Below are 15051 nucleotides of genomic sequence, written 5' to 3' on the forward strand. Positions count from 1 at the left end.
CGGCCGCCCCTCTTCCGTGTGTTCCCGGGCTCCTTCCGATCACCTTTCCGCCACGACGCGAAACCCCGGCCCAAAGCTGCGTAAGGTGCAGGTAACCGGCCGGTACGCGACGAGGCAGCCAGCAGAGGGAGGGAGCCGCCATGGACGAGAAGGAAGCACCCCGCGTGGGCGCGGCCGTCAAGAGGCGCCGCCGGGCCCTCCAGCTCACCCTGGCCGTCGTCGCCTCCCGCAGCGGCCTCTCGGTGCCCTTCCTCAGCCAGATCGAGAACGAGCGCGCCCGTCCCAGCCGCCGCTCCCTCGAACTGGTCGCCGAGGCCCTCCAGACCTCCGCCGCCGAACTCCTCGCCGCCGCCGAGGCCGCCCGCACCGTCGACGTCGTCCGCGCCGACGAGGGCACCGCCGCGCTGCCCGACGGGATGCGGCGGCTGGTGCGCGCCCGGCACCAGCTGCACGCCCTGGAGTTCACCGGCGAGCAGGACGCGGGCCGCGAGTTCCAGCACCGCAACGACGAGCTGCTGTACGTCGCCGACGGCGCCGTCGAGGTCGAGACCGAGGGCCGCGCCCACCGGCTCGGCCGGGGCGACACCCTGTACCTCTCCGGCGGCGTCCGGCACCGCTGGCGCGCCACCGAGCCGGGCACCCGGCTCCTGGTCGTCGCCGTCGCCGAGCACGTCGAGGTCGAGGAGGAGTAGGCCGGTGCGCGCGAGCGGAGGAACCGGGCCGTGATCCGGGTGGAGGGCCGGGCCCCGCGCGTGGTCTCCCTGGTGCCCTCCCTCACCGAGGCCGTCGCCGTCACCGCGCCGGGGCTGCTCGTCGGCGTCACCGACTGGTGCGTCCGTCCCGCCGGCCTCGACGCCGCCCGGATCGGCGGCACCAAGAACCCCGACGTGCCCGCCGTCCTCGCGCTGCGCCCCGACCTCGTCCTCGCCAACGAGGAGGAGAACCGCGCCCCCGACCTGGACGCCCTGCGCGCCGGCGGCGCCGAGGTCCTGGTCACCGAGATCCGCACCCTCGACCAGGGCCTCGAGGCCCTCGGCGAGGTCCTCGCCGCCTGCGGGGCGCCCCGCAGGCCGCGCTGGCTGGCGGAGGCGGAAGAGGCCTGGGACGCCGTAGAACCCGTCGGGGACGGCGTCACCGCCGTCGTGCCGATCTGGCGGCGGCCCTGGATGGTGCTCGGCCGGGACACCTTCGCCGGCGACCTGCTCGCCCGCCTCGGCGTCCGCAACCTGTACGCGGACCACGAGGAGCGCTATCCGAAGGTGCCGCTCGCCGAGCTGACCGCGGCCGGCCCGCGCCTGGTGGTCCTCCCGGACGAGCCGTACCGCTTCACGGCGGACGACGGCCCCGAGGCGTTCCCCGGGGCCGCGGCCGCGCTCGTCGACGGGCGGATGCTCACCTGGTACGGGCCGTCGCTGACGCGGGCGCCGCGGGTGCTGGGGCGGGCCCTGCGAGCAGCGCTCCGCTGACCAGACCGCGCACGGTGTGGACCCCGGCCAGCAGCCAGGCCGTGGCCAGGAGGACGTACAGGGCGACGGCCAGCCAGCGGAAGGCGTCGAGTCCGGTGTGCCGGGCGAGCCCCTCGGCGCCGGTGACGCAGGTGCCGACCGGGAAGGTGAAGGCCCACCAGGTCATCGCGAAGCCCATGCCCGCGCGCCGGGCCCGCACCACCATCGCCCCGGCCAGCGCCAGCCACAGCAGCGCGAAGCCCGTGACGGGCACGCCGTACAGGACGGCGAAGGCGGCGAAGCCGTGCGCGTACGGATCGGGCAGCACGCCGGCGGCGGAGTCGGCGAAGACGCCGGCGGCGGTGGTCGACTGGCCGAGCGGGCCCAGGACGAGGAAGAGCGTCGGGGTCAGCGCGAGCGGCAGCGGCCCGGTGACGACCAGCCGGCCGAAGACCAGCGGCAGCATCACCAGGGTGGCCAGCAGGCTGATCCCGAACATCGCGTAGCAGGCGAGGAGGAGGGTCTGCCGGGCCTGTCCCTCCGGCAGGTGGGGGACGAGCAGGGGGCCGAGCGCGGCGGAGACCATGGGCGCGACGACGGGCAGCAGCCAGACCGGGGAGGCGTGCTCGATGCGGTGCCGGACCACCATCAGGTAGGGCACGGCGACGGCCGCCACGAGGCCCACGGCGGTGCCCGCGGCGAACAGGACGGTGTCGAGGGCGACGGCGGCCGGAAGGCCGATCCAGTCCCGGCCGAGCGTCAGCGTGCCGCCGCCGACGGCGAGCAGCGCCATCGACAGACAGCCGTAGAAGGGCGCCATCGCAGGGTCGAGCAGATGGGCCCGGGCCTGGTCGCGGTGGCGGCTCCAGTGCGCGGCCCGGGCCGCGAGCAGGGTCAGCAGCATCGCGAGCGACAGCGCCCAGACGGCGGTGCAGAGGGTGCGGAGACCGGGCACGGCGACGGGCAGCGCGGCGCCCGCCGTGCCGACCACGGAGGTGCCCATCACGGAGGCGTACCAGTTCGGTCCGAGGTGACGGACCGAACGGGAGACGCGGACGCGGGGCGCGGTGGCGCCGAGGAGGGGGCCGGAGGGTGCGAGGCTTGCCATGGCTCCACCGTCGCCCCTGGTCACGGCCCCCACCAGGGATCATGGGGCTATGACGTCATAAGCTGGCCTTATGAGCAGGGAGCGGGACGACAGCGCGGGGGCGGCCGAGCGGGGCAGGGGGGCCGGGGGGACCGGTGAGGTCGGTGGGGCCGGCCGGACCGGGGGGACCGGTGGGGTTGGCAGGACCGGTGGGGCCGGTGGGGCCGGGGGGAGGCGGACGGCCGCGGGGGCGATCGCGGCGGCCGGCGGCGGTGTCACGCGTACGGGAACGGGCTCTGGCGCGGGTGCGGCCTCCGGTACGGGTACGGGTGCGGGTACGGCCTCCGGTTCCGTGACCGCGCACCTTTCGCACCGGGTGCCCGACCTCGGGGCCCTCGAACTGCTCCTCGCCGTCGCCCGGCACGGCAGCCTCGGCGCCGCCGCTCGCGAGGTGGGCATCACCCAGCCCGCGGCCAGCAGCCGGATCCGCTCCATGGAGCGGCAGCTCGGCGTGGCGCTCGTCGACCGCTCGCCGCGCGGCTCCCGGCTCACCGACGCGGGCGCGCTGGTCACCGACTGGGCGCGGCGGATCGTGGAGTCCGCGGAGGCGTTCGACGCGGGGGTGCAGGCGCTGCGCGGCCGGCGGGACTCGCGGCTGCGGGTCGTCGCGTCCATGACGATCGCGGAGTACCTGCTGCCGGGCTGGCTGATCGCGCTGCGCGCGGAGCGGCCGGACACCGCCGTGTCCCTCCAGGCGGGGAATTCGGCGGTGGTCGCGGAACGGCTCCTCGCGGGGGAGGCGGACCTGGGGTTCGTCGAGGGGCTGGCCGTGCCGGACGGGCTCGACGGCACGGTCGTCGCCCACGACCGGCTGGCCGTGGTCGTGGCGCCCGCGCACCCGTGGGCCCGCCGCCGGAAGCCGATCGACCCGGCCGAGCTGGCCGGGACCCCGCTGGTGCTGCGGGAGCACGGCTCGGGCACCCGGCAGGTCCTCGACGCCGCCCTCGCCGGGCACGGCGGGCTCGCCCGGCCGCTGCTCGAACTGGCCTCCACCACCGCGGTGAAGGCGGCGGCGGTCAGCGGCGCGGGCCCGGCGGTGCTCAGCGAACTGGCGATCGCCGAGGAGCTGTCCTCCCGCCGCCTCGTCGCCGTCCCGGTCGCCGGCGCGCACCTCAGCCGCGACCTCCGCGCCGTCTGGCCCACCGGCCACCGCCCCACCGGCCCGGCCCGCGACCTCCTCTCGCTGACCCGTGCCCGTCCGGGCGGCTGAGGGGCCGCCGGGTCCGCGCGCGGCGGAGGGGCCCTACAGCTCCGGCGCCCGGTGGGTGACGCGTCCGTCCACGGCCGTCAGGAGCACAGGGACGTCCGGGAGGTCCGCGGCGGGGGTGGCGAGGGGGTCGGCGGCCAGGACCGTCAGGTCGGCGCGGTGACCGAGGGCGAGGCGGCCGGAGACGCGCTCCTCGCCCGCCGCGTAGGCCGCGCCCGTCGTGAGGCCGCGCAGTGCCTCCAGCGCGGTCAGCGCCTGCTCGGGGCCGTGCGGCGGCTGGGTCAGGTCGCGGGCCGGGCGGCGGTGCACGGCGCCGGCCAGCACGCCCAGCGGCGGGAAGGGGGCGATCGGCCAGTCCGAGCCGAGCACCACGGTGGCCCCGGAGTCCACCAGGTCCCGGCAGCGCCAGGCGCGCCCGGCGCGCTCCTCGCCGAGCCGGCGGGACCAGTTGTCGGTGTGGTCGGCGCGGGTGAAGTCGCAGCAGTGGGTGGGCTGCATGGAGGCGATCACGCCCAGCTCGGCGAAGCGGCGCAGGGTGTCGTCCGGCACGGTCTCGATGTGCTCGACCCGGTGGCGCACCGCCGGGTCGCCGCCGGTCGCCCGCGCCTTCTCGACCGAGTCGAGGACGTGCCGGACCGCCGCGTCGCCGATGGCGTGGGTCGCCGTCGCCACCCCGGCCCGGTGCAGCGCCCCGATGATCTCCGTGTACGCCCCGGGCTCCGGCCAGAACGCGTGGGTGGACTCGCCGTGGCAGTCGGGCCGCTCCAGCCACGCCGTGCCGTTGTCGATCGTGCCGTCCATGAAGAGCTTCACTCCGGCGACCTGCCACAGGGCGCCGCCCCGGCCCTGGAGCGCGATCAGCTCGCGGACGCCGTCCGCGTCCGTGCCGGGCTGGCACCAGGGGGCCACGCGCAGCCGCAGCGGCAGCCGGCCGGCGGCGTCCAGCTCGGCGAAGAGGTCGAGGCTGTCGCCGTTGGCGTCCATGACGTGTCCGCCGGTCAGCCCGGACGCCGCCATGGCGTCGAGGGCCGACGCCAGCCGCTCCAGGCGTTCCGCGCGGGTGGGCTGCGGGGCGACCCGCTCGACCAGCTCGCAGGCGGCGTCCTCCTGGAGCAGCCCGGTGGGGCGTCCGTCGGCGTCGCAGACGATCTCGGCGGAGGCCTGGTCGAAGGTGCGGGGGCCGTCGATCCCGGCGAGTTCGAGGGCGCGGCGGGAGGCGAGCGCGGAGTGCGCGTCGAAGAGCAGCAGGAAGGCGGGCACCCCGTCGAGGACGGCGTCGAAGGGCGCGACGCCGACGGGCTCGTCGCCGAAGACGTTCGGGTCGAGGCCCCACGCGAAGAGCCACTCGCCCCGCCCGAGCCCGCGCACCTCGCGCGCCAGGGCCTCGCGTACGTCCCCGAGGTCTTCGCAGCGGGAGAGGTCGAGGCCGCCGGTCAGCTCGGCCCCGGTCACGGGGTGGACGTGCCCGTCGACGAGGCCGGGCGTGACGACGGCGCCCTTGAGGTCGACGACGGTCGTCGCGGCCCCGGCGAGCGCCCGCACCTCGCGGTCGTCGCCGAGCGCGGTGATCCGCCCCTCCCCGTCCACGGCGAGCGCGCTCGCCGCGAGGAAGCCCCCGGTGGCGGGATCGAGCAGACGTGCGGAGTGGAGGACGAGTCGGCTGGACACGGTGGAACTCCTTGCGGTGGTGGGACGAGAAGGGGGGTGCGGTACGTACCCGGAGCCTGCGACCGGGTACCGGGGGACCGGGTGATCGGGGGACCGGTGCTCCGGTGCTCCGGTGACCGGTTTGGTGGCCGGTGGCCCGGCGGTCGGTGCCCCGGTGGCCGGGTGCTCCGGCGACCGGTTTGGTGCTTCGGCGCCCGACGCTTTGGTGCCCGGCGCCCGGAGCTTTGGTGCCCGGCGCCCGGCGCCCGGAGCTTTGGTGCCCGGTGCCCGGTGCCCGGTGCCCGGTGCCCGGTGCCCGGTGCCCGAGCGGTCCGGCGGCCGGCGGCCGCTGCTTCCGTGCTCCGGCGGCCCCGTGCTCCGGTGGCCCGGGACCGCGCCGTTCGACTGAGAGGGGGGCCGCTCGGCCCGGTGAGCCGCCGGCCCGTCGCCGGACGGCCGCTGTCGGGGCCCGCCGCAATGCTTCCAGGGCCCCGGAGCGCCGGCGGTCACCGGTACCGCTGGCCACCGGCGCCGCCGACGGCCGGCACCCCTCGGCGGTCAGGCGCCGCCGGCCGACCGGCCCTGACGACCGACGACCGGCGCTGGCGACCGTCAGCCATCGGTGGCGACCGTCGGCAGACGGCGGCGGCCGTCAGCCGTCGGCGACCGCCGCCGTGGCCGCCGGCGCCGCCCCGGTCGAGGCCTCCGCCTCCGCCGCAGCCTGTGCCTCCGCCGCCGCGCGCGGCACCGCCGCCTCCGCCGCCTCCGTGGGGGAGAAGTCGAGCGGCAGGGTGCCGGTGGCGCCGGGGGCGTCCAGGGCGCCGTGCGGGAGGTCGAGGGCGCGTTCCGCGGTGCTGAGGGCCAGCCGGGTCACCGCCGGGGGGCGGTCGGTGCGGTCCGAGTTGGCGTGGGCGCCGAGGCCGTCGAGGACCACGAGGATCTGGATGGCCGCCGACCGCGCGTCCTCCGCGCGGAACTCGCCCCGGGCGACGCCGTCGAGGATCAGGGCCTCCAGCCGGTCGTCGGAGGCCAGCTCCATCCGCGTGACCACGTCCCGCAGAGCGGGCCGGTAGCGGCTCAGGTGCCGGGCGTTGATCCAGAGGCGGCTGATGTCGTCGTAGGCGTCGCCTGACGACAGCGCGAAGTACCGGGCCAGGTACTGCGCCGGGGTGCCGTCGGGGCGCTCCCGGGGCAGCAGCGCGTCCAGCTCGCCGAGGGCGGCGGCCGAGAACGCCTCGGCCACCAGGTCCTCGGCCGAGGGGAAGTAGTGGCTGATCAGACCGGGCCTGACCGTCAGCTCCTCGGCGACCCGCCGCAGGGTGACGCACTCCAGTCCCTCGGTGAGGGCGATCCGCGCGGCGGTCGCGACGATCTCCGCCCGCCGGGCCTCGGGTGATTTCCGGATTCGCTTGCGCTGGACGCTTGACGACATACCGGCGATGCTATTGAGTGTGCGACCAATAAGCAACCAGGTGGGCAATCACGCACCGGAGGGCCGCATGGCTTCCACGATCCCCGACCCGCGCCCCGGGACAGAGCGCGAGGGGACACCCCTGCCGGCCGGTGACCGGCCCGTCCGCATCGAGGCCCACGGCATCGACCACATCCCGGACGCCGAGCGCCACGGGCACCCCCGTGAACTCTTCTCCGTCTGGGCGGCGGCGAACGTCAACTACCTCAGCCTCGTCATCGGCGGCGCGCTGGTCCTCATGGGGCTCACCCTGGGGCAGGCGATCGGCGTCATCGTGGTCGGCAACCTCTTCTGGGCGCTCACCGGCGTGCTCGCCACCTCGGGCCCGGCGGCGGGCGCGCCCAGCGAGGTCGTCACCCGCGCCCTCTACGGCGTCCTCGGCAACCGCGTGAACAACGCGGTCGGCGGCTGGCTGGTCTCCGTCTGCTACTTCGCCCTCAACCTGGCCGCCGCCGCGACCGCCGCCTTCGCCCTCGTGGAGAAGGCCGGCATCCCGGCGAACACGGCGGTCAAGGCCCTGGTCGTGGTGGTCATCGCCGCCCTCACGCTGACCATCTCCGTCTACGGCCACGCCCTGATCGTCAAGCTCTACCTGCCGATCACGCTCGCCCTGAGCGCGGCCTTCGCCGTCGTCGCCGTCGCCGTCCTCCGCCACGCCGACCTCGCGTACGCCCCCGCCGAGCCGCTCTCCGGCGTCACGCTGTGGGCCGTGCTGATCGCGGGCACCACGATGATCGCCTCGGGCCCGCTCTCGTACACGACGAGCGCCGACTTCTCCCGCTACCTGCCCCGCGACAGCTCCCCGCGCGCGATCGCCCTGTGGACCGCGCTCGGCGCGTTCGTGCCGAGCGTCGTGGTCTGCTCGCTCGGCGCCCTCGCCGCCACCGCCGTCGACATGACGGACCCGCAGACGGCGCTCCAGGCCATCCTGCCGGGCTGGTTCGTGCCGGTGTTCCTGCTGGCCCTGGTCCTCGGCACCATCGCCATCAACGCCCTCACCGCCTACAGTGCGGGCCTCGCCCTCCAGGCCGTCGGCCTGCGCATCCGCCGCACCGTCAGCGTCCTCTTCGACGGGGCCGTGGCCGTCGCCCTCACCCTGTACGCGCTGCTGGTCTCCAACTTCCTGGACACCGTCAGCAACGCCCTCCAGGTGATCACGGTCCTCACCGGCCCGATGATGTGCGTCTACGCCACCGACATCGTGCTGCGCCGAAACCGCTACGACGCCGCCGCCCTCGCCGACGAGACCCCCGGCAGCCCGTTCTGGTACACCGGCGGCGTCAACCCGGCGGGCGCGGCGGCCCTGTTCGGCGGTCTCGCCGCCGGCGCCCTGTGCGTCGACAGCGTCTACACGGGACCGGTCGCCGCCGCCGTCGGCATGGACCTCTCGCTGCCCGTCGGCATGGCCGTCGCCACCGCCCTCTACGTGGTCCTCGGCCGCCGCGCGGTCGCCGCCACCACCTCCGCCGCCTGACCGCGGCCCCCGAACCGCGGGGCGGCCGGACCGCCCACCCCGGCCGCCCCGCGCACCCCGCTCACCGCCGTACGGCCGCCGCCTCCGCCGCGGCCCGGACCAGCCCCCGGACGACCCGGAAGTCCTCGTCCATCTCGGGGTGCCACTGCACCCCGAGGGCCCAGGCGGGCTCCGCCAGTTCCACCGCCTCCACGGTGCCGTCCTCCGCGTACGCCGAGGCCGCCAGCCCCGCGCCGAGGCGGTCCACGGCCTGGTGGTGGTAGGTCGGCACCTCGGCCCGCTCGGGGACGAGGGAGGCGTAGAGCGTCCCCGGCACCGGCTTCACCGGGTGCCGGCCCATCACCCCCTCCGCCTCCACGTGCCCGTCCAGGTGCTGGACCAGCGTCCCGCCCAGCGCCACGTTGAGCAGCTGCATCCCCCGGCACACGCCGAGCAGCGGGGTGCCGGAGGCGAGGGCCGCCTCGATCAGCGCCAGCTCCCAGGCGTCCCGCTCCCGCGCCGGCGGACCGGTCCGCGGGTCGGGCTCGGCGCCGTAGCGCGCGGGTTCCACGTCCGCCCCGCCCGCCACCACCAGCCCGTCGAGCCGGGCCACCACGGCCGCCGCCGCGTCCGGCCCGTCCGGCGGCAGCATCGCGACCAGACCGCCGCCCTCCCGCACGTACCGCGGGTACCGTGCGGGCAGCAGCGCCGCCGGCATGTCCCACACCCTCCAGCGCGCCCGGTCGAGATAGGTCGTCACGCCGATGAGCGGCTTGGTCACGTGCTGCCTCCTGGAACTCGCGGGACGTGCGCCGACTCTAGGGCCTCGCACACGTCAATGGACCGGTGACATACCTTTCACGCCAGGAAGCCGCGCAGCAGCGCCGCCGTCCCCGCGCAGTGCTCCCGCGCCACCTCGCGGGCCGCGTCCGCGTCCCCGTCCAGGACCGCCTCCACCAGCGCGGTGTGCTGGTGCTGGGAGTGCTCCAGGTTGCGTACGAGCAGCGGGATGCGGTCCAGCAGGTCGTTGACGGTGGCGCGGACCGCCGCGTACTGGGCGGTCAGGCTGGGCGAGCCGGAGAGCTCGGCCAGCGTGAGGTGGAGCAGCGTGTCCCGGCGCCGGTAGCCGGCCGGCGGCGCGTCACGGGTGGCCGCCAGCGCCGCCCGTAGCCGCTCCGCGCCCGCCGCGTCCAGGCCGTGCGCCGCGCACAGCCCGGCCGCGCCCACCTCCAGCACCTCCCGGAAGCGCAGCGCGTCCTCCATGTCGACGGCGGCGATCCGGCGGCGCAGCTCCGCCCCGTCGGGGTCCTGGGGGCGGGGCAGCACGAAGGTCCCGCCGTACCGGCCGCGCCGGCTCTCCACCAGGCCCTGCTCCTGGAGGACCTTCAGGACCTCGCGGAGCGTCACCCGGCTGATCCCCATCCGCTCGGCCAGCTCCCGCTCGGCGGGCAGCCGCTCGCCGTCCGGGACCAGGCCCAGGCGGACCACCTGCAGGATCTGCTCCAGGGCCTCCTCGAAGCCGTTGCCGGCCCGGACCGGGCGCAGCACCGGCGTCAACCGGTCGGCGGGACCGGCCGGTTCACTCGTACGGATCACTTCTCGTCACCCCTGCCCCTGACGCTTCCCAAGCAATGGTCTTCCCCCATACCTTATGACTCCCGGCAGCCGAACGAGGAGAGTCGTCCCGTGGCAGACCGCACACCCCCGCTGACCGTCGAGGAACTGCGCTCCCTCGTGGCGGACGGCGCGATCGACACCGTCGTCCTGGCCTTCCCGGACATGCAGGGCCGGCTCCAGGGGAAGCGCTTCGCCGCCCCCTTCTTCCTGGGCGAGGTCCTCGCCCACGGCACCGAGGGCTGCAACTACCTCCTCGCCGTCGACACCGAGATGAACACCGTCGACGGCTACGCCATGTCCTCCTGGGACCGGGGCTACGGCGACTTCGCCATGCGCCCCGACCTCGCCACCCTGCGCCGCGTCCCCTGGAACGAGGCCACCGCCCTGGTCACCGCCGACCTGACCTGGGCCGACGGCTCGCCCGTCGTCGCCGCCCCGCGCCAGATCCTCCGCCGCCAGCTCGACCGCCTCGCCGACCGCGGCCTCACCGCCCACGTCGGCACCGAGCTGGAGTTCATCGTCTTCAAGGACACCTACGAGCAGGCCTGGGACGCCGGCTACCGGGACCTCACCCCGGCCAACCGGTACAACATCGACTACTCGATCCTCGGCGGCGGCCGCGTCGAGCCCCTGCTGCGCCGCATCCGCAACGAGATGGCCACCGCCGGCCTCACCGTCGAGTCCGCCAAGGGCGAGTGCAACCCCGGCCAGCACGAGATCGCCTTCCGCTACGACGAGGCCCTCGTCACCTGCGACCAGCACGCCGTCTACAAGACCGGCGCCAAGGAGATCGCCGCCCAGGAGGGCGTCTCGCTCACCTTCATGGCCAAGTACAACGAGCGCGAGGGCAACTCCTGCCACATCCACCTCTCCCTCCAGGACGCGGCGGGCACCAACGTCATGGCGGGCGACGACCCGCACGGCATGTCCGCGACCATGCGGCACTTCCTCGCCGGACAGCTCACCGCGCTCCGCGACCTCTCCCTCCTCCACGCCCCCAACATCAACTCCTACAAGCGGTTCCAGCCCGGCTCCTTCGCCCCCACCGCCGTCGCCTGGGGCCACGACAACCGCACCTGCGCCTTCCGGGTCGTCGGCCACGGCCCCTCCACCCGCTTCGAGAACCGCGTGCCCGGCGGGGACGTCAACCCCTATCTCGCCGTCGCCGCCATGATCGCCGCCGGACTGCACGGCATCGAGCACGGCCTCGAACTCCCCCCGCCCTGCACCGGCAACGCCTACGCCGCCGACCACGCCCACGTCCCCACCACCCTGCGCGAGGCCGCCGAACTGTGGGAGACCAGCGAGATCGCCAAGGAGGCCTTCGGCGCCGAGGTCGTCTCCCACTACCGCACCATGGCCCGCGTCGAACTCGCCGCCTTCGACGCGGCGGTCACGGACTGGGAACTGCGCCGCTCCTTCGAACGCCTCTGAGAGGACCGAGCCCCTTGCCCACCGAACTCCGGGTACTGAACCCGGCGACCGAGGAACTCGTCGCCACCGTCCCCGCCGCCACCCCCGCCGACGTCGACGCCGCCGTCGTCCGGGCCGCCGCCGCGCAGCAGGCGTGGGCCGCCGCCGCCCCCGCCGACCGCGCCCGGCTGCTCCGCCGCTTCGCCGCCGTCGTCGACGACCACGCCGAGGAACTCGCCCTCCTGGAGGTCCGCGAGGCCGGGCACACGATCGGCAACGCCCGCTGGGAGGCGGGCAACGTCCGCGACCTCCTCGACTACGCGGCCGGAGGGGTCGAGCGCCTGAACGGCCGCCAGATCCCCGTCCCCGGCGGCCTCGACCTCACGATCCTCGAGCCCCTCGGCGTCGTCGGCGTCATCGCGCCCTGGAACTTCCCGATGCCGATCGCGGCCTGGGCCTTCGCCCCCGCCCTCGCCGCCGGCAACGCCGTGATCCTCAAACCGGCCGAGACCACCCCCCTCACCGCGCTCCGCCTCGCCGAACTCGCCCTGGAGGCCGGGCTCCCCGCCCACCTCCTCCAGGTCCTCCCCGGCGAGGGCCCCGTCGCCGGCAACGCCCTCGTCGAGCACCCCGGCATCGCCAAGATCGTCTTCACCGGCTCCACCCGCACCGGAAAGACGATCATGGCCAGGGCCGCCGGCCAGGTGAAGCGCCTCACCCTCGAACTCGGCGGCAAGAGCCCCAACATCGTCTTCGCCGACGCGGACGTCGAGGCCGCGGCCGCCGCCGCCCCCATGGCCTTCCTCGACAACAGCGGCCAGGACTGCTGCGCCCGCACCCGGATCCTCGTGCAGCGCGGCGCGTACGACCGCTTCCTGGAGCTGCTCGCCCCGGCGATCGAGGAGACCGTCGTCGGCGACCCGCTCGACCCGCGCACCCGGATGGGCCCGCTGATCTCCCGCGCCCAGCTCGACCGGGTCCGCTCCCTCGTCCCCGAGTCCGCCGAGGCCATCCGCGGCAAGGCGCCCGAGGGGCCCGGCTTCTGGTTCCCGCCGACCGTCCTCACCGGCGTCCCCGAGGACGCGCCCTGCGCCGTCGAGGAGATCTTCGGACCCGTCGCCGTCGTCCTCCCCTTCGAGGACGAGGCCGACGCGATCCGGCTCGCCAACGCCACCCCGTACGGACTCTCCGGCTCCATCTGGACCCGCGACGTCGGCCGCGCCCTGCGCGCCTCCCGCGCCGTCCGGGCCGGCAACCTCTCCGTCAACTCCCACTCCAGCGTCCGCTACTGGACCCCCTTCGGCGGCTTCCGCCAGTCCGGCCTCGGCCGCGAACTCGGCCCCGACGCCCTGACCGCCTTCACCGAGACCAAGAACGTCTTCATCAGCACGGAAGGCTGACCATGACCACCGAAGAGATCATCTGCCGCCGACTCGTCGGCCGTACCGCCGTCGTCACCGGCGCCGGCAGCGGCATCGGCCTCGCCACCGCCCGCCGCCTCGCCTCCGAAGGCGCCCACGTCGTCTGCGGCGACATCGACGAGCGGGCGGGCAAGGCGGCCGCCGAGGCCGTCGGCGGCACCTTCGTCCAGGTCGACGTCACCGACCCGGAGGAGGTCGAGAACCTGTTCAGGGTCGCCTTCGAGACCTACGGCTCCGTCGACGTCGCCTTCAACAACGCCGGCATCTCCCCGCCCGACGACGACTCCATCCTGGAGACCGGCCTGGAGGCGTGGAAGCGCGTCCAGGACGTCAACCTCACCTCCGTCTACCTCTGCTGCAAGGCCGCCCTCCCCTACATGCGCCGCCAGGGGAAGGGCTCCATCATCAACACCGCCTCGTTCGTCGCGGTCATGGGCGCGGCGACCAGCCAGATCTCGTACACCGCTTCCAAGGGCGGCGTCCTCGCCATGTCCCGCGAGCTCGGCGTGCAGTTCGCCCGCGAGGGCATCCGGGTCAACGCGCTCTGCCCCGGCCCGGTCAACACCCCGCTCCTCCAGGAGCTGTTCGCCAAGGACCCGGAGCGGGCCGCCCGCCGGCTCGTGCACATCCCGGTCGGCCGGTTCGCCGAGGCGGAGGAGATCGCGGCGGCCGTCGCCTTCCTCGCCAGCGACGACTCCTCGTTCGTCAACGCCGCCGACTTCCTCGTCGACGGCGGCATCTCGGGGGCGTACGTGACCCCGCTGTAGCGGTCAGAGGAAGGTTTGGCCCTCGCCCCGGTAGGTGGGCACCGTGTCCACCACGCGGTCGCCCGCCACCAGGTGCAGCGCCTCGAACCGCTCGCACAGCTCGCCGGCCTTCGCGTGCCGGAACCACACCTTGTCGCCGATCCGCAGGTCGTCGGCCGGCGAGCCCAGCAGCGGGGTCTGCACCTCGCCGGGCCCCTCCTGCGGGTCGTACCGCAGCCCCTCCGGGAGGTACGGGACGGGCAGCCGGTCCCGCCCGGCCGCGCCGGACGCCGGATAGCCGCCGCCGAGCACGGTGACGACCCCGACGCCGGGCCGCCGGACCACGGGCAGCGCGAAGAGCGCCGCCGGCCGCCCGCTGAAGGACGAGTAGCCGTCGAAGAGCCGCGGCACGTAGAGCCCCGAACCGGCGGCGATCTCGGTGACGGCCGCCTCGGCCGCGGTGTGCTGCACGCTGCCGGTGCCGCCGCCGTTCACGAACTCCAGGTCCGGCGCCACCGCCCGTACGGCCCCGACCACCGCCGCCCGCCGCTCGGCCAGCTCCCGGCGGGCCACCGCCTGCATCGCCCGGACCGCCCGGGACCGCAGCGGCCGGCCGGCCACCGCGTCCCCGACCCCCGCCACGTGCCCCTCGTACGCCATCAGCCCGGCCAGCCGGAACCCCGGCCGCCGGACCACCGAGCGGGCCAGCTCGGCCAGCTGCGCGGGCGTCCGCAGCGGAGACCGCCGGGCCCCGATCCGCACCCGGCCGCCCAGCAGCCGCAGCGCGGTGTCCATCTCCAGGCAGACCCGCACCTCCTCGGTGCCGCCGGCGCGGGCCGCGTCGATCAGGTCGAGCTGCGCCACGTCGTCGACCATCACGGTGACGGCGGCGGCGAGCTTCGGGTCCCGCGCCAGCTCCGCGAAGCCCGCCCGGTCGGCGGACGGATAGGCGAGCAGCACGTCCTCGTACCCGGCCCGCGCCAGCCACAGGGACTCGGCGAGCGTGAACGACATGATCCCGGCGAAGCCGTCCCGCGCCAGCACCCGGTCGAGCAGCGCCCGGCACCGCACCGACTTGCTCGCCACCCGGATCGGCTTCCCGCCCGCCCGCCGCACCAGATCGTCCGCGTTGGCGTCGAAGGCCTCCAGGTCGACGACCGCCAGCGGTGCGTCGAGAGCGGCGGTGGCCCGGTCGTACCGGGCCCGGTCGGCGGCACGGGGAGTCATGGCCCGAGCTTGCCAGACCGTCAGGGGAGCCGGTACCCCTCGGTTCCCGCGCGGCGGGGAACAGCCCGTAGAGTGGCGGGCATTGTCGACAGGAGCAGGGGGCGGGATGACCAGCGAAGAGAACCCCCGCACGCCCCGCGACACCGAGACCCTCACCCCTCCCGCGAAGCCCCCCCGAAGCGCCCTCGCCTCCCTCACCACCGACCTCACCCCACCCCGCCCGCCCGCCGGCACGCCCCCCCACCCGCAGCCTGGTA

The 15051-nt window shown here is 75.5% G+C and carries 13 protein-coding genes; 7 read left to right on the forward strand and 6 right to left on the reverse strand.

What is annotated here, in order from left to right:
• The first annotated feature begins 140 nt into the window (after positions 1-140).
• Positions 141-692 carry a cupin domain-containing protein gene (locus ACFW6A_RS13995; RefSeq protein WP_351855900.1) on the forward strand — a complete coding sequence of 184 codons (552 nt, stop codon included), beginning with the start codon at positions 141-143 and terminating at the stop codon, positions 690-692.
• A gap of 30 nt (positions 693-722) precedes the next feature.
• Positions 723-1466, forward strand: coding sequence for a helical backbone metal receptor (locus ACFW6A_RS14000; protein ID WP_386481086.1), 744 nt, complete (start codon positions 723-725; stop codon positions 1464-1466).
• Here the strand turns inward: ACFW6A_RS14000 and ACFW6A_RS14005 are convergent.
• The gene (locus tag ACFW6A_RS14005; protein ID WP_351855903.1) at positions 1393-2553 is read right to left on the reverse strand and encodes a TDT family transporter; all 1161 of its coding nucleotides are present in this window, start codon (positions 2551-2553) and stop codon (positions 1393-1395) included. The genes ACFW6A_RS14000 and ACFW6A_RS14005 overlap by 74 nt on opposite strands.
• Positions 2554-2884: 331 nt before the next feature.
• Between ACFW6A_RS14005 and ACFW6A_RS14010 the strand changes: the two genes are divergently transcribed.
• Positions 2885-3802: a LysR family transcriptional regulator gene (locus ACFW6A_RS14010; RefSeq protein ID WP_351855905.1), complete on the forward strand. Its 918-nt coding sequence runs from the start codon at positions 2885-2887 to the stop codon at positions 3800-3802.
• A gap of 33 nt (positions 3803-3835) precedes the next feature.
• Here ACFW6A_RS14010 and ACFW6A_RS14015 read toward each other — a convergent pair whose 3' ends face one another.
• Positions 3836-5467, reverse strand: coding sequence for an amidohydrolase (locus tag ACFW6A_RS14015; RefSeq protein WP_351855907.1), 1632 nt, complete (start codon positions 5465-5467; stop codon positions 3836-3838).
• A gap of 631 nt (positions 5468-6098) precedes the next feature.
• Positions 6099-6878 carry a TetR family transcriptional regulator gene (locus tag ACFW6A_RS14020; RefSeq protein WP_351855910.1) on the reverse strand — a complete coding sequence of 260 codons (780 nt, stop codon included), beginning with the start codon at positions 6876-6878 and terminating at the stop codon, positions 6099-6101.
• A gap of 67 nt (positions 6879-6945) precedes the next feature.
• On the opposite strand from ACFW6A_RS14020, the gene ACFW6A_RS14025 reads away from it, so the two are divergent.
• The gene (locus ACFW6A_RS14025) at positions 6946-8391 is read left to right on the forward strand and encodes a purine-cytosine permease family protein (protein WP_386640694.1); all 1446 of its coding nucleotides are present in this window, start codon (positions 6946-6948) and stop codon (positions 8389-8391) included.
• A 61-nt stretch (positions 8392-8452) separates the two neighbouring features.
• On the opposite strand, the gene ACFW6A_RS14030 is transcribed toward ACFW6A_RS14025, so the two are convergent.
• Both ACFW6A_RS14030 and ACFW6A_RS14035 read right to left on the reverse strand, forming a co-directional pair.
• Positions 8453-9151, reverse strand: coding sequence for a gamma-glutamyl-gamma-aminobutyrate hydrolase family protein (locus ACFW6A_RS14030; protein ID WP_351855917.1), 699 nt, complete (start codon positions 9149-9151; stop codon positions 8453-8455).
• 77 nt (positions 9152-9228) lie between these two features.
• A complete protein-coding gene (locus tag ACFW6A_RS14035) occupies positions 9229-9963 on the reverse strand; it encodes an FCD domain-containing protein (RefSeq protein WP_351855933.1) in 735 nt (244 codons plus the stop codon).
• 93 nt (positions 9964-10056) lie between these two features.
• Here ACFW6A_RS14035 and ACFW6A_RS14040 point away from each other — a divergent pair, with 93 nt between their 5' ends.
• From ACFW6A_RS14040 to ACFW6A_RS14050, 3 genes are read left to right on the forward strand one after another with little or no spacing between them, the layout of a single operon-like run.
• Positions 10057-11421 (forward strand): glutamine synthetase family protein, encoded by a 1365-nt coding sequence (locus tag ACFW6A_RS14040; protein WP_386640697.1) that lies wholly within the window; start codon positions 10057-10059, stop codon positions 11419-11421.
• Positions 11388-12800, forward strand: a complete 1413-nt coding sequence (locus ACFW6A_RS14045; protein WP_386481105.1) for an aldehyde dehydrogenase family protein — start codon at positions 11388-11390, stop codon at positions 12798-12800. Before ACFW6A_RS14040 ends, ACFW6A_RS14045 begins: the two co-directional genes overlap by 34 nt.
• Positions 12801-12802: 2 nt before the next feature.
• Entirely contained in the window at positions 12803-13588 is a 786-nt protein-coding gene (locus ACFW6A_RS14050) for a 3-oxoacyl-ACP reductase (RefSeq protein WP_386481098.1), read from the forward strand.
• A gap of 3 nt (positions 13589-13591) precedes the next feature.
• Here the strand turns inward: ACFW6A_RS14050 and ACFW6A_RS14055 are convergent, their stop codons facing one another.
• On the reverse strand, positions 13592-14794 hold the full coding sequence (locus ACFW6A_RS14055) for an amino acid deaminase/aldolase (RefSeq protein ID WP_386640700.1): 1203 nt from the start codon (positions 14792-14794) through the stop codon (positions 13592-13594).
• Between the last annotated feature and the right edge of the window lie 257 nt (positions 14795-15051).

The sequence above is a fragment of the Streptomyces sp. NPDC058758 genome, from assembly GCF_042746075.1.
In the GTDB taxonomy this organism is placed as follows: Bacteria; Actinomycetota; Actinomycetes; order Streptomycetales; family Streptomycetaceae; genus Streptomyces.

Coding starts and splice junctions, on each gene's coding strand:
- ACFW6A_RS13995 (WP_351855900.1), top strand. CDS start 141: ATGGACGAGAAGGAAGCACCCCGCGTGGGCGCGGCCGTCAAGAGGCGC.
- ACFW6A_RS14005 (WP_351855903.1), bottom strand. CDS start 2,553: ATGGCAAGCCTCGCACCCTCCGGCCCCCTCCTCGGCGCCACCGCGCCC.
- ACFW6A_RS14020 (WP_351855910.1), bottom strand. CDS start 6,878: ATGTCGTCAAGCGTCCAGCGCAAGCGAATCCGGAAATCACCCGAGGCC.
- ACFW6A_RS14025 (WP_386640694.1), top strand. CDS start 6,946: ATGGCTTCCACGATCCCCGACCCGCGCCCCGGGACAGAGCGCGAGGGG.
- ACFW6A_RS14050 (WP_386481098.1), top strand. CDS start 12,803: ATGACCACCGAAGAGATCATCTGCCGCCGACTCGTCGGCCGTACCGCC.
- ACFW6A_RS14055 (WP_386640700.1), bottom strand. CDS start 14,794: ATGACTCCCCGTGCCGCCGACCGGGCCCGGTACGACCGGGCCACCGCC.